This is a genomic window from Ruegeria sp. D3 (assembly GCF_056534465.1).
Map to the genome: position 1 here is coordinate 158,269 of NZ_JBQFPK010000007.1, position 18,897 is coordinate 177,165.

At 55.9% G+C, this 18,897-nt stretch carries 16 protein-coding genes and 1 tRNA gene; 10 read left to right on the forward strand and 7 right to left on the reverse strand.

Annotated elements, in window-relative coordinates; genetic code table 11:
* Positions 1–6: 6 nt before the first annotated feature.
* From ACR0DX_RS12145 to xylF, 3 genes are read right to left on the reverse strand one after another with little or no spacing between them, the layout of a single operon-like run.
* Positions 7–810: an ATP-binding cassette domain-containing protein gene (locus ACR0DX_RS12145; RefSeq protein ID WP_170354201.1), complete on the reverse strand. Its 804-nt coding sequence runs from the start codon at positions 808–810 to the stop codon at positions 7–9.
* On the reverse strand, positions 810–2,108 hold the full coding sequence (locus tag ACR0DX_RS12150; RefSeq protein WP_170354202.1) for a sugar ABC transporter permease: 1,299 nt from the start codon (positions 2,106–2,108) through the stop codon (positions 810–812). The genes ACR0DX_RS12145 and ACR0DX_RS12150 overlap by 1 nt, the downstream gene beginning before the upstream one ends.
* A 60-nt stretch (positions 2,109–2,168) precedes the next feature.
* Positions 2,169–3,188, reverse strand: a complete 1,020-nt coding sequence (gene xylF / locus ACR0DX_RS12155; protein ID WP_480846264.1) for a D-xylose ABC transporter substrate-binding protein — start codon at positions 3,186–3,188, stop codon at positions 2,169–2,171.
* A 151-nt stretch (positions 3,189–3,339) separates the two neighbouring features.
* Between xylF and ACR0DX_RS12160 the strand changes: the two genes are divergently transcribed.
* Positions 3,340–4,557 carry an ROK family transcriptional regulator gene (locus ACR0DX_RS12160; RefSeq protein ID WP_170354204.1) on the forward strand — a complete coding sequence of 406 codons (1,218 nt, stop codon included), beginning with the start codon at positions 3,340–3,342 and terminating at the stop codon, positions 4,555–4,557.
* The gene (locus ACR0DX_RS12165; RefSeq protein WP_170354205.1) at positions 4,547–6,058 is read left to right on the forward strand and encodes a CRTAC1 family protein; all 1,512 of its coding nucleotides are present in this window, start codon (positions 4,547–4,549) and stop codon (positions 6,056–6,058) included. The genes ACR0DX_RS12160 and ACR0DX_RS12165 overlap by 11 nt, the downstream gene beginning before the upstream one ends.
* Here ACR0DX_RS12165 and ACR0DX_RS12170 read toward each other — a convergent pair whose 3' ends face one another.
* Genes ACR0DX_RS12170 through xylB form a run of 3 tightly spaced genes read right to left on the reverse strand, consistent with a single transcriptional unit; the run spans position 6,059 to position 9,764 of the window.
* Positions 6,059–7,360, reverse strand: a complete 1,302-nt coding sequence (locus ACR0DX_RS12170; RefSeq protein WP_170354206.1) for a cytochrome-c peroxidase — start codon at positions 7,358–7,360, stop codon at positions 6,059–6,061.
* On the reverse strand, positions 7,357–8,310 hold the full coding sequence (locus ACR0DX_RS12175) for an aldose epimerase family protein (RefSeq protein WP_480846267.1): 954 nt from the start codon (positions 8,308–8,310) through the stop codon (positions 7,357–7,359). The genes ACR0DX_RS12170 and ACR0DX_RS12175 overlap by 4 nt, the downstream gene beginning before the upstream one ends.
* On the reverse strand, positions 8,307–9,764 hold the full coding sequence (xylB, locus tag ACR0DX_RS12180; RefSeq protein WP_170354426.1) for a xylulokinase: 1,458 nt from the start codon (positions 9,762–9,764) through the stop codon (positions 8,307–8,309). Before xylB ends, ACR0DX_RS12175 begins: the two co-directional genes overlap by 4 nt.
* Positions 9,765–10,221: 457 nt before the next feature.
* On the opposite strand from xylB, the gene ACR0DX_RS12185 reads away from it, so the two are divergent.
* The 8 genes from ACR0DX_RS12185 (at position 10,222) to ACR0DX_RS12220 (ending at position 18,562) form a co-directional block, all read left to right on the forward strand.
* Positions 10,222–10,680 (forward strand): hypothetical protein, encoded by a 459-nt coding sequence (locus tag ACR0DX_RS12185; RefSeq protein WP_170724299.1) that lies wholly within the window; start codon positions 10,222–10,224, stop codon positions 10,678–10,680.
* 187 nt (positions 10,681–10,867) lie between these two features.
* The gene (locus ACR0DX_RS12190) at positions 10,868–11,896 is read left to right on the forward strand and encodes a zinc-binding dehydrogenase (RefSeq protein WP_170354209.1); all 1,029 of its coding nucleotides are present in this window, start codon (positions 10,868–10,870) and stop codon (positions 11,894–11,896) included.
* A 75-nt stretch (positions 11,897–11,971) separates the two neighbouring features.
* A complete protein-coding gene (locus ACR0DX_RS12195) occupies positions 11,972–12,847 on the forward strand; it encodes a branched-chain amino acid ABC transporter permease (RefSeq protein ID WP_170724298.1) in 876 nt (291 codons plus the stop codon).
* A 4-nt stretch (positions 12,848–12,851) separates the two neighbouring features.
* Positions 12,852–13,949: a branched-chain amino acid ABC transporter permease gene (locus ACR0DX_RS12200; RefSeq protein WP_170354211.1), complete on the forward strand. Its 1,098-nt coding sequence runs from the start codon at positions 12,852–12,854 to the stop codon at positions 13,947–13,949.
* Positions 13,946–14,710, forward strand: coding sequence for an ABC transporter ATP-binding protein (locus ACR0DX_RS12205; protein ID WP_170354212.1), 765 nt, complete (start codon positions 13,946–13,948; stop codon positions 14,708–14,710). Before ACR0DX_RS12200 ends, ACR0DX_RS12205 begins: the two co-directional genes overlap by 4 nt.
* Complete coding sequence (locus ACR0DX_RS12210; RefSeq protein ID WP_170354213.1) at positions 14,707–15,480, forward strand: ABC transporter ATP-binding protein; 774 nt, start codon at positions 14,707–14,709, stop codon at positions 15,478–15,480. The genes ACR0DX_RS12205 and ACR0DX_RS12210 overlap by 4 nt, the downstream gene beginning before the upstream one ends.
* Before the next feature lie 5 nt (positions 15,481–15,485).
* Entirely contained in the window at positions 15,486–17,372 is a 1,887-nt protein-coding gene (locus tag ACR0DX_RS12215; protein WP_170354214.1) for an AMP-dependent synthetase/ligase, read from the forward strand.
* Between the two features lie 29 nt (positions 17,373–17,401).
* Positions 17,402–18,562, forward strand: coding sequence for an ABC transporter substrate-binding protein (locus ACR0DX_RS12220; protein ID WP_170354215.1), 1,161 nt, complete (start codon positions 17,402–17,404; stop codon positions 18,560–18,562).
* A gap of 243 nt (positions 18,563–18,805) precedes the next feature.
* On the opposite strand, the gene ACR0DX_RS12225 is transcribed toward ACR0DX_RS12220, so the two are convergent.
* A tRNA-Arg gene (locus tag ACR0DX_RS12225) sits at positions 18,806–18,882 on the reverse strand.
* Positions 18,883–18,897: the final 15 nt, after the last annotated feature.

An 18,897-nucleotide genomic window follows, 5' to 3' on the forward strand; every position in this document is an offset into this window, starting at 1 on the left:
TGCCCCCTATTCTGCTTTTTGTTCTGGCTGCTTGCCGAGAATGATCATCGACAACAAATCGTCATCTGTTACGTCTGCAATATCGACAGTCCCAACCAATTTTCCGTTCTTCATGACCGAAGCGCGATCGCATAGCTCCATTACAGCATGCACGTCGTGATCAATCAGGAAGATGCCGATGCCTTGCGCCTTTAACTGGTGGATCAGGTCGGCCACCATCTTTGTCTCATGCGGCCCCAGCGCCGCTGTCGGCTCGTCCATAATCAGAATACGAGCGTTGAAATAGACAGCCCGGGCAATCGCGACCGACTGTCTTTGTCCACCCGACAGCGCAGAGACAGGGTCATTAAACTTCTGAAAGTTCGGATTGAGCTGCGCCATGATCTTTCGGCATTCGGCCTCCATGGCGGCATCGTTGACCAACCCCAATGGCGTCGTCATCTCGCGTCCCAGGAAAAGGTTTGATGTCGCGTCCAGATTGTCCGCCAGGGCAAGCGTCTGGTAGATGGTCTCAATATTGTTCGCGCGGGCGTCACGGGGGTTGCCAATCTCGACTGGCTTGCCATCGATCAGAATCTCGCCGTGATCCATTTGATATGCGCCGGACAGAACCTTGATCAACGTCGATTTTCCAGCCCCGTTGTGCCCAAGCAGACCGACCACTTCACCCGGATAGAGATCGACCGACACGTGGTCGACAGCCTTGATTCCACCGAACGAGATCGAAATGTCTCGCATTTCGACCAATGGCGCTGCGCCGGAGCCGCGCCCAGATTTTGAGGGTATTTTCTGCGTGCCTTGATCTTGCATCACTTGGCCCCCAATCGTTTGCGATAGACGATGTCGATATAGACGGCCAACACAAGAACGCTGCCGACCACAATATTCTGAAACGGCGCGTCCACGCCAACCATGGCCATACCAGACTGGAGCGCTTGCATGATCAATGCACCAAGGATGGCGCCGTAGATCGTCCCGATGCCACCGGACAACGCGGTCCCACCAATTACAGCGGCAGCAATAACCCGTAGTTCATCCAGCGTGCCAATGTCGTTTGAATGGTTCGCGAGGCGCGCAGAAGCAACCACCGCAGAAACGGCGCATAGGAAACCCATCAGTGCAAAAATCTTCACGGTCAGCAGCCGCGTATTGATGCCGGAAAGCTCTGCCGCATCTGGGTTTCCACCAGTGGCAAAGATGTAGCGTCCGAACCGGGTTTTCCGCGCCACAATTGTTAGGGTTACGGCTACGATGATCAATATGAGGACAGAAATCGGAATGCCGTATCCGACGACCAGCCCCTCTGGCATTGTCTCTCCGCGCGCTTCGAACATACGTTGCAACCGACGCGCCGGAATGGCGTAGCTGTTTACGATGTAAACGTACCCAAGGATGGCAATTGCGATTATCCCGGCCAGAGTGGCCTCTGCCCAAACGGGTTTGACAGGAAAACCATGTGCCGCCTTTGCACGACGACTGCTCCACAAAGCCCAGATCGCGATTGCGGTGGCGAACAAGCCGAACAGCCAGCTTGTCGTCGTGCCTAATGTGCCGTTCGTCCCGCCAAACATCAGGAACGTACTATCCAGAGGGCCAATCGTCTGGCCGCTGGTCAAATACCACGCCACGTTTCGCCAAACCAGAAACCCACCAAGAGTAACGATGAAGGCTGGTATCGTCAGATACCCAACCATCCAGCCATGAAACGCACCAATCAGCGTGCCGACAAACAGCCCGACGACAATGGTGATCGCCCAGGTTGCAGGGTTGTTCAAACCCATCCCTAGTACTTGCGGCAAAAGCTCGGTTTGCGTCATTGCCATCACGGCTGACGTCGTTGCAAGCAGCGCTCCAACGGACAAGTCGATGTGTCGCGTGACAATGATGAACACCATCCCGCAGGCCATTATGGCCACCGAAACCGTCTGAATGGACAGATTGAACAGGTTCCGAGGCGTAAGGAACCGTCCATCCGTAAAGATGTTGAACCCTATGCACAGGATGACAAACGCGCCGATCATTCCCAAAAGCCGCATATCCAGTTCCAACTGCTGGAACAGGCTGGGTTTTGCTTTTTCCGGTATCGGCTGAGACGAAGTTTCGGTCATTTCCGATCTTTCATATTCAGCAATGGTCCCCGGCCCAGACAGGGCCAGGGACTTTGAAGTTTAGTTACAAGGGGCAGGTCCGTTTTCGACACCTTGGCACAAATCCTCCAATGGGATCCATCCGGCGTCCACAACAACAGACAGGTTGTCCTTCGTGATCGGTACAGGTGCAAGGAAGACCGAGTTCATCTGGGTACCGCCAGGCGACGTCCAACTGGCCGCGCCCTCCACGTCGGCGGGACTTGTTCCCCCACTCAGCGCGACTGCGATTTCACCTGCTGCCTTACCAAGTTCGCGGGCATCCTTCCAAACGGAAACGGTCTGAGTTCCCAACGCGACACGGTTCAATGCTGCATGATCGCCGTCCTGACCGGACACCGGGATGCCTTCCATTCCCTGCGCAGTCAAAGCTGCCACAACGCCACCTGCAGTACCATCATTTGATGCCACGACAGCATCCACATTGTTTTCATTGGCGGTCAGGATCTGTTCCATATTTCGCTGTGCGTTCGCGGGCAACCAGCCGTCCGTGTAGGCTTCACCAACGATAACGATGTCGCCACTGTCAACTGCAGCCCCGATGATTTCTTGCTGACCACCCCTTAGAAAATCAGCGTTGGGATCAGTAGGAGAGCCCTTGATCATCACGTAATTACCCTTGGGCATGGCTTCAAAAACAGCTCGGGCCTGCATTCTGCCGACTTCCACGTTGTCGAAGGTCAGATAGAATGCACGGTCGTCTTCAATCAGGCGGTCATAGGCAATGACCGGGATACCTTCGTCGGCCGCAGCTTGAACAGCCGGTCCGATTGCCTGCGCGTCCTGCGCCAAAATGATAAGCGCGTCCACGCCTTGCGCAATCAGACTTTCAATATCTGACAACTGCTTTGCGGAAGACGATTGCGCGTCTGCCGAAATATAATCGGCGCCGCCTGCTTCAAGCGCAGACTTGATGGCCGCTTCGTCCGTCTTCCAGCGTTCTTCCTGAAAGTTCGACCAACTCACACCGACCACTGGCTCTGCGAATGCGGTCGAAGCCAACAGCGTGGCCACAGCAGAGAAGCTGAGAATTCTTTTCATGTTTTCCTCCCATTTGCCGAGCCATCGTGTTTCGATTCGCGGCTCTCACGAAATTGAATACCATATTTAATTCAGCGGGTAAAATATTTACTCTGTTAGGGCGGGCGGAATCCAAATAGACTGAGTTAAGAACCAGATTCGCGAGACCAAGATGCTGAAAAGCAAAGCTTCTCAAAATGCCGCGGACCAGCGGAACATCACCCGACTTCGGGTGCTGGAACATATCCGGACAGAAGGCTCGATTTCACGGATCGATATCGCCAGCGCTTTGCAAACCAGTCCGGCGACAGTTACTGCAGCGACAGCCGATCTCATTTCGGCAGGATTGATCAAAGAGATCGAAACCGAACACCAATCCAAGTCTGCCAAAAGGGGGCGACCCAGAGTTTTACTTCAGTTGGATGGCGGATCTTATCTTATTGCGGGCCTTAAAGTCGCGCGCCACATGATCTCGGTCATCCTTGCAGATTTCGAAGGAAACGAGGTTACGTCATACAAATATCCGCTGGATGACGTCCGGATGACGCCAGGGGCATTCGTAGCAACCATTCGCACGGCCTTAGATCTAGCCTGTGCACAGATCAACGCGACCCTGAACTCCCTGTCCGGAGTGTCAATCGGGATTGCCGGTCTCGTAGACGCTGAACGGAACTTTGTACACTGGTCCTCATCCCTTACCGAGAGAAACGTCGACTTCAGCCAGTTTCTGGAAACAGAATTGCCTTGCCCTGCCTTTATAGAAAACGATGCCAACCTGGTGGCAAAGGCGGAACAACTTTTCGGGTTAGGCAAGGGTCTTAAGAATTTTTTGGTCGTGACGATAGAACACGGCGTAGGGCTTGGAATTGTGCTGGACGGCAAGCTGTATCGCGGGGAAAGAGGCTGCGGAGCAGAGTTTGGCCACACCAAAGTTCAACTGGACGGCGCGCTTTGCCAATGCGGCCAGCGAGGGTGCCTTGAAGCCTACGTCGGCGACTATGCATTGATCCGGGAAGCAACCGTTGCCGATCAAGGCACTGGAACGGAAACGGTTGCAGATATCCACAAAAACGCGCGATCCGGAGACGAAAGGGCGAAGTCCGTTCTGACCCGCGCGGGCCAGATGTTTGGTCTGGGGATATCCAACCTGATCAACCTGTTTGACCCTGAATGCATTATCCTGTCCGGGGCTCAAATGGATTTGGAACACCTGTATTCGGACGAGGTGATGGCCCGAATCCGCAGTGGCGTCGTGAATGTCGACACCCTCTTGCCGGAAATAAAAGCGCATCACTGGGGCGATCTTATGTGGGCTAAGGGTGCTGCGGCGTACGGGATTGAGCAGGTCTCGATCCTTAAGGTAAAAGAGCTGGCAACAAATGCGCCCTGAGCTTTTTATCCTGCTCGCTTTTGCATCTGCGGCCAGTGCAGAAAGTCGCGCTCCTCAGTTCCAAAAGATTGACATAGGTACGCATATCTATGACGGCGGCTGGGAACATTTTGTGGGCGGCGGGGTCGCCGTTTTCGATTGTGACGGCGATGGGCTGCCCGAACTCTTTGCCGCGGGCGGCACCAACGCATCCAAACTGTTTAGAAACACATCGCGCGAAGGATTATCGTTTCGCGCCGACACCCCCGAGCCGCTTGCCATAACCGGCGTAACTGGGGCTTACCCGCTGGATGTCGACAGTGATGGAATTCTGGATCTGGCCGTTTTGCGCGTGGGCCCCGATTTGCTTTTGAAGGGTGAGCCTGATTGCAAGTTCCGCCGCTTCAGCACTCTGGGCTTCCAGTCGGAGGATCATTGGACAACCGGATTCTCTGCCACATGGGAAACCAATCAGACCCTGCCAACACTGGCCTTCGGAACTTATGTTGAGCGTCGCAATCCCGACGGCCCATTTGAAACTTGCGGACCCACGGTCCTATTCCGGCCAACTGGTGACAGCTACCAGCCACCGGATCATCTTGAACCAGGCTATTGCGCGTTGTCTATTCTGTTTTCTGACTGGTCGCGCACCGGGCAAGCGGATCTGCGCGTCAGTAACGATCGCCATTACTATGTGCGCGGCGGCCAAGAGCAGTTATGGGCGATGGAGGAAACACCAAGCCTTTATTCTAAAGAAGACGGATGGTTGCCTTACTCGATCTGGGGGATGGGCATCGCTTCGCGGGATCTGACAGGAGATGGCTTTCCCGAAGTTTACCTGACTTCGATGGGCGATCAGAAGTTGCAGATTTTCGATCCCAAAGCCGGTGGTCCGACCTGGCGAGACGCCACCTTCGGCAAAGGCACGACCGCTCACAGGCCGCACACGGGAGGCGACGGCCGCCCATCGACCGGATGGCACGCACAATTTGGGGACGTCAACAACGACGGTCTGGACGATATCTTCGTTGCCAAAGGAAATGTCGAGCAGATGCCAGATGCGGCTTTCGATGACCCCAACAACCTGCTTTTGCAAAAGGAAAATGGTCAATTTCTAGAAGCTTCAGTCGAGGCTGGTATTGCCTCTATGGCCAAGTCTCGCGGTGCGGCTTTGGCTGACCTCAATAATGACGGTTGGCTGGATCTGGTGGTGGTTAACCGAGGGTCGGAACTTGAGGTCTACCAAAACCAGCCTAACACCGAGAATTGGGTGATGCTGGACATTTCTCAAAACAAGTCAAATCGCTTCGCGGTCGGTAGCTTTATCGAGGCCAAGACCGCGTCAGGTATAGAAACCCGAGAAATCACAATCGGTGGAGGGCATGCAAGCGGCATTGCAGGGCTGCATCATTTTGGGCTGGGGGATGCCGAAGCAATAAAAGTTCGCGTAATTTGGCCAGATGGTGAAAAAGGAGCATGGAAGGAATATCAATCGAACCAGATCATTCGCATTGAGCGCTGATCATTGATCGACTGGCAGTCCACTTGGAACATGATCCGGAACTCCAAGGCGCTCTGCGGGATCTTCCAAGCTGCCCAAAAAGCTCAGAAGTGCGCTAATCTCCTGATCCGTCAAACTTATCCTCGGCAGATCGCTGCTTCTGGCAATCGCATCCAGATTCTCTGGGTTCGACAATGACCGTTGATCCTGCACACCAGGAAAATAAGGTAGTTTCGCCATTTCCAACGTGTACGACCGCAGTGAAGCCTCTGGGTTGAGATGATGGCGCACGATATCTTCAAGCCGTGCATAGGCGCCGTTGTGCCCATATGGGGCCGTCAGCGTTACATTGCGCAACGAGGGCGTGCGAAACGCAAACGCGTCCTCTGCGTCACCAGTCACGCGCAGGCGTCCATCATCTCGGGTATGGCTTTCAAATCGCGCTGCTTTTCCCGGTCCGATCTGCGGCAGCGCAATCGAGTGAAATTTATGGTCTGTTTGGAACCAGCCCGAATGACAGGTACTGCACCCTGCTTTCCCGTAAAACAACTGCATGCCGCGCTGTGCCTCTTCGGGCAATGCTGCTTCCCCCCGCATCGCAAGGTCAAACGGGCTGTTGTCGGCGCGCCATTCGAACGCAATGAAATCTGCAATTACATTCGCAATAGCCGAGAACGTTATCGCGTCCCCAGGAGCGGTTAAGGAAAAACGGTGTTCATACTCTGGGATGGCCGCGACGCGAGCTGCAATCAGATCCCACGCCCCCCCTTCCTGAGTAAGCATCCCTAGACGTACAGCCTGACTGACATCATTCTCGGAATAGTGGCCTGCCATCTCATCGGGCGAAAGCACCGGAAACATTGCCTGAGCTGCCAAAGCTGAATTGAAACCTGACCGCATATGCATGCCCAGCGGCGTCCTGATACCGTTCTCGCGCGTCGGATCAGTTTCAAGGCGCCCGTCATGAAAGAAGGTTGTGAATTCGGTTGCACCAAGGTTCCAAAGCCCCGGTGAATTGCGCGGAATACGTTGTTCCGGCGGGTTGTCCGTGTCAATTTTGCGCCCTGCCCCCAAACCCGAACCCCCTTCTCCGATCCCAAGCGAGAGCCCATCGGACGTGCCAAGTTTGGGGTGGTGACAAGTTGCGCAGCTGATGTTCCTGTTTCCGGACAAGATCGGGTCATAGAAAAGCAGCCGTCCAAGTTGGACACTAGCCAGATCAGATTCAACAAATTTTGGGTTCGGACCGAGGTTCTGAGACGTTGCTGTCGTGATGGACGCAATCACCACGCCGAAAGCAATAATCGGTGCAGCAAACCTCATGTGCCACCCTCGGAAATTTCCAAAATCAAGGTCTGCTCGTAAGGGGTTTCGGGCGTGTAAATGATCGACGGGAATTCGGGGATGTTAGGCGCATTGGGATAACCTGACGGCTCGATGCACACACCGGCGCTTTTGTGAAAGGGTTTCGTCAGGTGAGCGCCAGAGTAAACCTGCGCCCCTGCCTGGTCTGACCAGACAGACAACTTCAAACCGTTGGGTGCAGTAAGGTCAGCGACCGGAAACCCATTTTCTCGTTTGCAGTCAAAAACGAAATAGTTGTCCAAGTCCGTCAAAGCGGCACTGATCGCTTTCGGCACCCTGAATTGCATCTCACCCTCACTTGCATCCTCAAATTTGCCAGAGGGAATTCCCCGATTGTCAACTTGAAGATAGCGGCTTGAGGTGAGCCGCAGACAATGCTCGGAAATGCCCGCCGCTCCACCCAGGCAGTAGTAGTTGTGCTGCGCTATACTTATGGGTGTCGGCCGATCCGGTTGCGCCGAAATCGAATAGGTCAAACGCGGGTAGTCCAGCCTTACCCGCACTTCAAATTTGATTTCTCCCGGAAACCCGCCGGAACCCTCTGGGGAAGTGAGGCGCAATATGGCCTCGTTTACTGTTATCCTCTCAAGAGCCCAATTCTGATGCGATAGTCCTGCGCGCCCACCATGCAAAGAATTTTGACCGTCGTTCGCGTCAAGCTCATAACGAACGTTTCCCAAGTCAAAATGCGCTTGTCCGATCCGATTGGCGACACGCCCGACGATTGCACCCAGATAATTTTTGTCGGCGACATAGTCCTGCGGGTTCTCGTATCCAAGGATCATTGGTAAACCCTTGTACCACCAGCTTTGAGTTATGGCTCCGTAGCTGAGCAGCGACACTCGCATATCGCCATCACTCAGAACGACCCTGTCGATCTGCGGAGATATGTCCCGTCTTGTGTTCATCGTTTGGCAAAAGGTGCTAAAGCCGAATAATATTGCCGGTAGCGTTGGTACTCGGTTTCGAAAGCATCGACCAAGTCCTGACGAGGTTCGATGACCCTGTCGATTTTGGGAGACGTTATTATAGTGCCCGGGGGTGCGCCAGTGACCGAGCACATTGCCAGACGGGCGGCGCCGATGGCGGCTCCGAACTCACTGCCCTGCGGCAAGGCCAGGGGCGTATTGAGCGCAGTAGCCAGACTTTTCAACCAATAATGAGATCGCGCACCGCCGCCAACGGCCAAAAGGCTCGTTGGTTTTGTTCCGGTACTCTTGAGGGCCTCCAGACAGTCCCGCATTGCAAAGGCAACGCCTTCAATGACTGCCCTCGTCAAATCGGTGGCCTCCGAGGAAATATCCACACCCAGAAACGCACCACGGATTGTACTGTCATTGTGCGGCGTCCGCTCACCTGAAAGATAAGGCAGAAACGTGATCTCTGATGGGCCATCCAGATCAGCAGGCAGCGCAGCGACCAAGTCACCAACGGACTGGCCAAGGTTGCGAGAGAGCCAGTTCAAACTATTTGTCGCAGACAGGATAACACCCATCTGAATCCACCTGTCAGGGACAGAATGGCAAAAACAGTGTACAGCTGTTTCTGGCGCTGGAGCATACTTGTCCCTGGACACCAGCAGCACACCCGAGGTTCCGAGAGACAAAAAGCCAGTTCCGTCGCTGATACTGCCTATCCCACAGGCAGCAGCGGCATTGTCCCCTGCTCCGCCAGCAATCACGACTTGTCCAGACACCCCCCATTCTTGCCGCAACTCGGACCGCAACTCTCCGCCCGGATCACTGCCTTCGACCAATCGGGGCATTTGTTCGATTTTCATGTGGCTTTGTTCCAGGGCAGTTTCCGACCATCGCCGTGCACCTACGTCCAGCCATGAAGTCCCCGCACTGTCAGACATGTCACTGACGTAATCTCCTGTCAGCCAGAGCCGCAAGTAGTCTTTCGGTAGCAGAACTTTGGCAATTTTGACGAACAGGTCAGGTTCATTTGCACGAATCCATTCCAACTTGGGCGCCGTAAAACCCGGAAAAACGATATTGCCTGAACTGTCACGCATACCGGGTGATTGATCAAGAATCTCTGCTTCTCTCGAAGCCCTTGTGTCGTTCCAAAGAATGCACGGCCGCAACACGTTGCCATTGGCATCCAGAAGGGTCGCACCATGCATGTGTCCGCTTAAACCAATGCCACGCAGCGCGGAAAACGACGTTCCGTGTGCTTCACGAAGCTGAAGGACAACTTCTTTGCAAGCCTCTATCCAGTCCGAAGGCGACTGTTCGGACCAACCAGGCTTTGGGCAAGACGTGAGAATTCTAGACTCGGCACTACCTTCAACGATACCCGCGTCGTTGACAAGAATTCCCCTAAGACCGGATGTTCCCAAGTCCAGACCGAGATACATTTTCAAACCACCCATATTTTATTTTAGTTACTAAAATTATTTTACGGAAAGATATTGTCAATAAAAGTTTCAAGCAATTTGGTTTCCAGAGCGTTAAACCTTCGCCACTACGGACTTTAGAAAATAGCGTGACGCAGTTTCCTGAGCCCAACCTGCCTATTTTATGGCCACTAAAACCGTTTTTTTGATGCGAGAACGTCTGATTTGATTTCGAAAAGGGTCTCGAAAACCGTCATGTGTGCAAGTCCCAACACGGTTCGAGTCGCCATCTGTCCGCCATGCTTCGTACAATGGCTTGGACTCGAGGCAAATTTGCGGCACTTTCTTGCCACGCGCTGACAAGCAATGGGCGTAGCATGGCTCATTTTTCTAAATTGCTGCGGTGCTTAAGGTTTTCCCCTTAAATTCCTCTTAGCGTTTTCACATCTCATTCTTATTCATAAATCAGGAGACTACTATGTCACGTACTCTTGTTCTCGGCGTTCTCGTCGCTGGTATTGGCGCCGGTATTTACTATTATCTCACACAACCCGAGCCTACGCCGGCCGAACAGTTGCAATCCGCGGCTCAGGACGCAGGTGATGCGGTCAGCGACGCTGTTGAATCCGTTGCAGAACAGGCTGCAAACGCGTCCGACCAGGTCGAGCAATCCGCGACCGACTTGGCAAATCAGGCGTCCGAAGATGTCGCCGCCTTGGCCAGTCAAGGTCAGGATCTTTTGAACAGCTGGATCGAGGACGGCACGTTGGCCGTTCAGAACTTTGACTATGACAAAATGGTTGCATCAGTGAAGGACAGCGCACTGACCAATGACCTGAAAACTCGCGCGATAGCCATTCTGGATGAAATCAAGGCTTCTCCCGAAGTGTTTGCCGCAAAGCTCGAGGAACTGAGGGCACTTCTTACCCAACAGTGATCACGACCGGCGAAGGCGCAGAGTTTGCCTGCAAATCAGAGTTTCAGGCAGACCTCCTGTAACGTCACCAAGCAGCAAAGTTGACGTTTCGATAAACGTTTGCTTGGCTATTCAAACTTGGTGCCGTCCCTTTTCGATGCAATCTGCCGAGTACAAGGGGCGGCCCTATACAAGTACTGGATAGATCATGACCACCCTTCCCTCGACCATGTACGCGGTTGTTCAAACCCATGATGGCTATTCCGAAACGGCTACCGGTCCGACCATTGATGACGCCGCTGACTGGCTGGCAACAGCCGAGATGCAAGTTCCTGTGCCAGGCCCCGGAGAGGTTCTTATCAAATTGCGCGCGGCTTCTGTTAATCCGTCGGATATTCACTTCATCAAGGGTGAATACGGCCAGCCCCGCGTTCAAGGCACAGCCGCCGGGTTCGAGGGCTGCGGCGACGTAGTTGCAACCGGAGCAGGGGCTGAAGCCCTGCAAGGACAGCGCGTGGCTTTTGTGGCCGCGCAGGCGGGGGCATGGGCCGAGTACATCACGACACCAGCGATGATGTGTATACCACTGCGCCCCGACATCTCGGACGAGGACGGCTCGGCGCAGATCGTGAACCCAATGACCGCTATGGCGATGGTAGATATCGCGCGAAATGCAGGAGATGCCTTTATCGTTTCCGCCGCGACCAGCCAGTTGGGCAAACTGATGTGCAGTCTGGGCCGAGACCTGGGGTTGAAGCCCATCGCGCTTGTCCGCCTCGACAATGCGATTGCACTCTTGAAAGACCTGGGCGCACATGAGGTTCTGGTCACGTCCGACCCCGAGATGCGAACGAAACTGGTCGCGCTTAGCCACGCCCTGAAGCCTCGTGTATTTCTGGATGCCGTGGCCGATCAGATATCAGAACAGGTCTTTTGCGCCATGCCCAACGGCGCGCGCTGGGTGTGTTACGGCAAGCTCAGCTCGGATCTGCCCAAGCTGACACAGATGGGTCAACTGATCTTTATGGGCAAGCGGATCGAGGGGTTCTGGCTGACGCAGTGGATGACCACCACACCACCCGCCGATCAGATGCGCGTGGTAGCCGAGGTACAGGCGCGGTTCGCCGATGGGCGCTGGAAAACCGACGTTTCCCAGAGGGTTGCGTTGAAGGATGTGATTAAAAATCTGGCTAATGCTCTAAAAAAGGGTGACGGAAAGGTGATCATCACGCCATAGTAGAATAACGCTTCGGACCAAGGAGGATGGTCAGAGGCACCAAAAAGCCGGACAAACCGGCATTGGGAGGTGAATTTGGATAACGCACAGCTGCTGATCAGCGGGCTGGCGAATGGTTGTGTCTACGGCCTAATCGCGCTCGGTTTTGTTCTGATCTACAAGGCGACCGAAGCGGTGAATTTCGCGCAAGGCGATTTCATGATGCTGGGGGCCTTTGTCACCATCGGGCTGACCAATACCGAATATATGGGGCTGCCCTTCTGGCTCGCGCTGCCGATCTCATTGGGGATCATGGGGGCGTTGGGGTATCTGGTGGATCGGCTGATCATTCGGCGGCTGTTCGGCGAAAGCCAAACGGCAGTGGTGATCCTGACAATCGCCCTTGGCTTCGTGATCCGATTTGTCGCCGGGCTGATCTGGGGGCACGAGCCGCAGACGTTGCAGAACCCGCTGGCCGGGAAAGAGGTGCGGTTCGGCGGGCTGGTGTTGGGGATGGAGGATGTGGCCGTCATCATCGTCACCATCCTGCTGACGTGGGGACTGTATGTGTTTTTCAGCCGGACCAAGCTGGGACTGGCAATGCAGGGCGCCTCGCAGAACCAGCTGGCCGCCTACTACATGGGCGTTCCCGTCAAGCGTGTGCAGGGCTTTATCTGGGGGCTGGCGGGCGTGGTTGCTGGGATTGCGGGTATCCTGTTTGCCGCCAAGGGTTCGGTCGATCCGACCACGGGCTTGTTGGGGATCAAGGCGTTTGCCGCCGCCGTGATCGGCGGGTTCGGCAGCCTGCCCGGCGCACTGGCCGGAGGGTTGATCGTCGGCGTTATCGAGCCCTTTGCCAGCCGCTATATCGCCGCCGGATACAGCCAGATCGCACCCTATGCGCTGTTGCTGGCGGTGCTGATCTTCCGCCCCAACGGGCTGTTTAGTCAGGTTCGGGTCAAGAAGGTTTAGGCAGATGCGGATTGTATTCAAAACCGACTACATGCAGGATATCCGGCCGTGGAAAGACGGCTATCAATTGACCCTCTACTTGATCCTTCTGGTCGTAGTGGCCGCAGCCCCATGGTTGCTGGACGATTTCTATTTGGGTGAGCTGACAAATGTCCTGATCTGGGCCATCGCCGGTCTGGGGCTGATGGTTCTGACAGGCCACACAGGGCAAGTCAGCCTAGGCCACGCGGCGTTTCTGGCCTTTGGCTGCTATGCCAATGTCATCCTGCTTGAGGCGGGCGTGCCCTTCCTGATCGCCTTTCCGCTGGCCGGTATCCTGACCGGCATCGCAGGTGTGACGGTGGCCATCCCTGCTCTGCGACTGCACGGCATCTATCTGGCGATTTTCACCATGGCGCTGTCGATCCTGATGGATGATGTCATCGTCCTGGCCGAGCCGATCACCGGCGGCGTTGGTGGCAAGTTCATAGGCGGCGTCGATATATTTGGCCTGACGATCGACCGCTGGGGCACCCCCGCCCCGTTTTTCTGGCTGGTGCTGGCGGTCGCATTTCTGGTGACGCTGGGCTATATAAACCTGCTGCGCGCGCCCTTGGGGCGCAGCTTTATCGCGGTGCGCGATTCAGAAGTTTCAGCGCAGGCGATGGGCGTGGATATCGCGCGCACCAAGATGATTTCATTCGCGCTGTCCTGCGCCGTCACCGGTTGGGCGGGCGTTCTGATGGGCATGTATGCGGGTGCGTTCAACAACGAAACGTTCAGCGTCCTGATCTCGATCCAGCTGCTGATGATGATCGTGATCGGCGGGCTGGGCTCGATTCACGGCGCGTTTCTGGGCGCCATCGTAATCGGGTTCCTGCCGCAATTCCTGTCGATCTCAAAGGAATATGTGGGTGCCCTGTTCGGCGGCAGTACCGTCGCCATTCCGGGGCTGGAATTCGGCATTTTCGGCATGATCCTGATCGGTTTCATCCTGTTTGAGCCCATGGGCATGTATGGCCGCTGGCTCAAAATCCGAACCTGGTTCGAGCTGTTCCCGTTCTACCGCAAGGACATGTTCAAACGTCAGAAATCCTACCTCAAGACGGAGCGCCTGAGATGAGCCTGCTGGCGTTCGAGAATGTAACCCTGAAATTCGGCGGCCTGACGGCGGTGAATGACCTGTCCTTTTCGGTCGAAGAGGGCGAGGTCTTTGCCATCGTCGGCCCCAATGGTGCGGGCAAATCAACGGTGTTCAACCTGATCTCACGGTTCTACGACCCGTTTGAAGGGTCGATCCGATTTGACGGGCATGATCTGCTGCAGGTCAAACCCTCGGGCGTGGCGACTTATGGAGTGGCACGGACGTTCCAGAATATCGAACTGTTCGAACATGCCACCGTACTGCAGAACCTGCTGGTCGGACGGCATCGCCATCGCAAGACCAACTTGGTGTCCGAGGTTCTGTTCCTGCCCTCGGCCCGGCGGCAAGAGCTGGAAAACCGTGAAAAGGTCGAAGAGATCATCGATTTCCTCGACCTGCAGGCCTATCGCGACAAGATGATCTCGGGCCTGCCCTATGGCGTCCGCAAAGTGGTCGAGGTCGCCCGCGCGCTGGCCACCGATCCCAAGTTGCTTTTGCTGGACGAACCGGCATCGGGCTTGTCGGTCGAGGAGACGACGGACATGCGCTGGTGGATTGACGATATCCGGCGGCAGATGGGGATCACGGTGCTGATGGTGGAACATGACATGGGGCTGGTCTCCGGCGTGTCCGACCGGGTGTTGGCGATGGCCGATGGTGCGATGTTAGCTCTGGGGACTCCGGCTCAGGTGCAGTCCCACCCGGCGGTAGTCGAAGCCTATCTGGGGAAAGCCTCATGAGCGCGCCGATCCTGACCATCCGCAATGTCGAAAGCTTCTATGGCCCCATCATGGCCATTCGCGGCGTGTCGCTGGACGTGCATCCGGGGCAGATCGTGTCGATCCTGGGTGCGAACGGCGCGGGCAAGACGACGCTGATGAAGACCGTGTCCGGCGTGATGGACCCCGAAAAGGGCAAGATCACCTTCGATGGCGACGAAATCCAAGGGTCCGAGCCGCATAAGGTCGTGCAAAAAGGCATCGTCCATGTCCCCGAAGGGCGTGAGGTGTTCCCCCTGATGACCGTGGACGAAAACCTCAGCCTTGGGGCCTATACGGCAAAGGACAAGGGGCAGATCGACCATGACCGCGAGCTCGTGTTCTCGTACTTCCCGATCCTGAAAGAGCGCCGCAATCAAGAGGCTGGAACCCTCTCGGGCGGGCAGCAGCAGATGCTGGCCATTGGGCGCGGGCTGATGGCGAACCCCAAGATCATGCTGTTGGACGAACCTTCGCTGGGTCTGTCGCCGCTGCTGGTGCAGGAGATTTTCGGCATCCTCAAACGCCTCAATGACGAACAGAACATGACCATGATGCTGGTCGAACAGAACGCCAATGCAGCTCTGGAACTGGCCCATCATGGCTATGTGATGGAGGTCGGGCGCATCGTTATGGACGGCGCGGCGGATGTGTTGATGCAATCCGAGGACATCCAGAACTTCTATCTGGGCGTGCAGGAAGAAGGCGCGCGAGAAAACCGCCGCTGGAAGCGCAAAAAGACGTGGAGGTGACCGGCATGAATATCAGCACCCTGCCCCCTCAGACCAAGATCAACGGCATCCAGTTCAACGCCACCCCCGGACAACGACCGGTGCTGGTGGATGAATGCACGACACTGTGTCACCTGTTCCAGAAACGCTGCGCCGATCTGGGCGACCGTACCGCGCATCGCGAGAAAGATTTCGGCATCTGGAAGTCTTATTCCTGGGCCGACTACTGGCAACATGCCAAGTGGATCGGACTGGCCCTGCGCAAACTAGGTCTGCAACGCGGCGAGGTTGTCTCGATCCTGTCCGAGGACCGCAAGGAATGGGCGTGGTTCGATATGGGCATTCAATGCGTTGGTGGGATTGCCTCGGGCGTCTATACCACGGATTCCGCCAAGCAGTTGAAATACCTCGTGAATGACAGCGACAGCCGGTTCCTGATCGTCGAGAACGAGGAGCAGCTGGACAAGTTTTTCGAGGTTGAGGCCGAGCTTCCCAGCCTGCTGAACGTCATCATCCTTGAGGATGAGGGCCTGCACGATCTGAACCACGACCGCTGCATGATGGTTGCCGACCTCTACGAGATCGGGCGGCAGGCCGAGGCCGAAGACCCCACCCGGTTCGACGCCGAGATCGCGCTGGCCTCGCCGCAGGATACGGCCTTGCTGGTTTACACCTCGGGCACCACCGGGGCGCCCAAAGGCGCGATGCTGAGCCATGAGAACATTCTGGCCGCGATCGAGGCCGGAGCGCACTCCCTGCCCACATTCGAAACCGATGAGCAGCTGTGTTTCCTGCCGCTGTGCCACATCCTTGAACGCGACGTGTCGGTGTATTTCCCGCTGGCCGCGAAATGCGTGGTGAATTTCGCCGAAAGCCCCGAAACCGTCTTTGCCAACCTGCAAGAGGTATCGCCCAGCACATTCACCGCCGTGCCACGCGTTTGGGAAAAGATCTATTCGCAGGTCAAAATCCTGACGCAAGAGGCCACCCCCACAGGCCGCGCCGCCTTTGGCATGGCACTGAAAGCAGGGTTTGCACGGGCCGAATACCTGCTGGCCGGCAAACCGGTGCCCGCTGGTGTAGCCGCCCAGTTCTGGCTGTGGGATCGGCTGGTCTTGCGCAATCTGCGGCGGATGCTGGGGATGGACAGGCTGCGGCGCGGGGGCAGCGGGGCCGCGCCCATCTCGGCCGATTTGCTGAAATGGTACTGGGCCATTGGTGTGCCACTGGTCGAAGGGTTCGGGATGACCGAAACCTCGGGCCTGGCGACGCTGAACACCACCGAAGATAACAAGGTCGGCACCATCGGCCGTGCGGTGCCGGGCAATGACGTGCGCATCTCGGATGACGGTGAAATCCAGATTAAGGGTCTGAACATCTTTCAGGGCTATTGGCGCAACAATGCCAAAACCGCTGAAACATTCACCGCCGATGGCTGGCTGCGCACCGGCGATATGGGCAAGATCGACGCCGACGGGTTTGTGACCATAACCGGCCGCCTCAAGGACATCATCATCACGGCAGGCGGCAAGAATATCACCCCGGCCGAAATTGAAAGCCGCCTGAAGTTCAGCCACTATATCTCGGACGCGGTGATCATCGGAGATGCGCGCAAATATCTGACGGCGCTGATCATGATCGATCAAGAAAATGTCGAGAAATTCGCGCAGGATCGCAAGGTGCCGTTTTCGAACTTTGCCTCACTCTGCGCCGCGCCCGAGGTGCTGGATCAGATCAAGGCCGAGGTCGACGCCGTTAACAAGGAATTCGCGCGGGTAGAGCAGATCAAGGACTTCCGCCTGATCAACGTGCTGCTGACCGCTGATGACGAAGAACTGACCGCCACGATGAAGCTCAAACGCAGCTTTGTTGAGAAGAAACACGCACATCTGATTGAAGACATGTACAAATAGATAAGGGTCTACCCAAAGGGAGGAAAAACATGAGGAACGTGATCAAACGACTGGCGGCCGCCACCGCTTTGACGGCTGCGGCAACAATCGCAAATGCCGAGACGCAAGGTGTGAGCGACGATGAAATCGTCATCGGGTCGGTCAACGACCTGAGCGGTATTTTCGCCGCTGTGGGTGTTCCCGCAACCAAGGGCGCGAATGTGGTGTTTGACCGCGTAAATGCCGAAGGCGGCGTGCATGGTCGCAAAATCCGTTTCGTGGTCGAGGATAACGGGTACCAGATGCCGCGTGCGATGCAGGGCTACAACAAGCTGCTGAACCGCGACAAAGTGTTTGCGATGCTGCAATCGCTGGGCACACCCATGAACGTTGCTGGGTTCAAGCTGTTAGACCCTAAAGGCATTCCCAATGTTGCACCCTTGACCGCAGCGCGGCAGATGCTGCAGGAACCAATGGACAACAAATTCACGTCCTTCTCGACCTATTTCGACCAAAGCCGCGTGGGCGTGAAATACCTGGCCGAGCAATTCGGAGGTCAAAAGGTCTGCACCATGTATTTGCCAACCGATTTCGGTGAGGAAATTCTGGAAGGCAGCAAAGCCGGTGCCGAAGAGGCCGGGATCGCCTTTGCGGCGGAAACCACACATAAGCCGGATGAAACGGACTTCGTTGGATCTTTGAGCAAACTCAAGGAAGAAGAATGCAATATCGTCACCATGGCGCTGGGCGTACGGCAGGCGATCACCGTGGTTGGAACGGCCAAGAAGATGGGCTTGGCCGATATGAAGTTCCTCGGAACGTCCGCCAGCTTTCTGACCGTTGTGGCGCAGGTACCCGGCGGTGTTACAGACGGGTTCTATGCGGCCGCGTCCTGGCAAGATCTATGGGCGCGCGCTGATGAGCCTGCCCCGGCCGCCTTCATCGAAGAATACAAAGCTGCGACCGGCGAAGACCCGGTTGGCTTTTCCATGCTGGGCTATTCGGCCGCCGAAATGATGGTCAAGGCGCTTGAGGCCGCCGGTCCCGACCTGACTCATGAGAGCTTTATCGCCGCAATGGAATCTCTGGACTATCAGGACGAGCTGGTTGGCAACCATATCACCTACGGCCCCGATGATCACCAGGGCGCAGACTCGGTCTATGTGAGCGTTGTGGAGAACGGAGCATGGAAGATCGTCTACGAAGAGTGAAACACCGGTAGATGTAAACCAACAAAGGGCCCGCTCATGCGGGCCCTTTTCAAATAGTCGCCACATGTGGCTGGTGTTTCTCGCTCAACATCGACAGTCGAACCTCAAAGTTCCGTTGATCCCTTGATAGAGACCGAACAAGAGCTTTTCCCGAAAGCCCGCAAGTTTTCCGAAAAATCAAATTCAACGGGAATTCCCAAAATGGAAACACCCAATCTTTTCAACGCGGTTTTATCGGAATTATGGCGCACCTGAGAGGATTCGAACCTCTGGCCTCTGCCTTCGGAGGGCAGCGCTCTATCCAGCTGAGCTACAGGTGCCTTGGCTGTTAGCTA

Excerpts from the sequence above, each read along its gene's own strand:
- ACR0DX_RS12145 (WP_170354201.1), bottom strand. The coding sequence starts at position 810 with ATGCAAGATCAAGGCACGCAGAAAATACCCTCAAAATCTGGGCGCGGC.
- ACR0DX_RS12150 (WP_170354202.1), bottom strand. The coding sequence starts at position 2,108 with ATGACCGAAACTTCGTCTCAGCCGATACCGGAAAAAGCAAAACCCAGC.
- xylF (WP_480846264.1), bottom strand. The coding sequence starts at position 3,188 with ATGAAAAGAATTCTCAGCTTCTCTGCTGTGGCCACGCTGTTGGCTTCG.
- ACR0DX_RS12160 (WP_170354204.1), top strand. The coding sequence starts at position 3,340 with ATGCTGAAAAGCAAAGCTTCTCAAAATGCCGCGGACCAGCGGAACATC.
- ACR0DX_RS12165 (WP_170354205.1), top strand. The coding sequence starts at position 4,547 with ATGCGCCCTGAGCTTTTTATCCTGCTCGCTTTTGCATCTGCGGCCAGT.
- ACR0DX_RS12170 (WP_170354206.1), bottom strand. The coding sequence starts at position 7,360 with ATGAGGTTTGCTGCACCGATTATTGCTTTCGGCGTGGTGATTGCGTCC.
- ACR0DX_RS12175 (WP_480846267.1), bottom strand. The coding sequence starts at position 8,310 with ATGAACACAAGACGGGACATATCTCCGCAGATCGACAGGGTCGTTCTG.
- xylB (WP_170354426.1), bottom strand. The coding sequence starts at position 9,764 with ATGTATCTCGGTCTGGACTTGGGAACATCCGGTCTTAGGGGAATTCTT.
- ACR0DX_RS12185 (WP_170724299.1), top strand. The coding sequence starts at position 10,222 with ATGTCACGTACTCTTGTTCTCGGCGTTCTCGTCGCTGGTATTGGCGCC.
- ACR0DX_RS12190 (WP_170354209.1), top strand. The coding sequence starts at position 10,868 with ATGACCACCCTTCCCTCGACCATGTACGCGGTTGTTCAAACCCATGAT.
- ACR0DX_RS12200 (WP_170354211.1), top strand. The coding sequence starts at position 12,852 with ATGCGGATTGTATTCAAAACCGACTACATGCAGGATATCCGGCCGTGG.
- ACR0DX_RS12205 (WP_170354212.1), top strand. The coding sequence starts at position 13,946 with ATGAGCCTGCTGGCGTTCGAGAATGTAACCCTGAAATTCGGCGGCCTG.
- ACR0DX_RS12210 (WP_170354213.1), top strand. The coding sequence starts at position 14,707 with ATGAGCGCGCCGATCCTGACCATCCGCAATGTCGAAAGCTTCTATGGC.
- ACR0DX_RS12215 (WP_170354214.1), top strand. The coding sequence starts at position 15,486 with ATGAATATCAGCACCCTGCCCCCTCAGACCAAGATCAACGGCATCCAG.
- ACR0DX_RS12220 (WP_170354215.1), top strand. The coding sequence starts at position 17,402 with ATGAGGAACGTGATCAAACGACTGGCGGCCGCCACCGCTTTGACGGCT.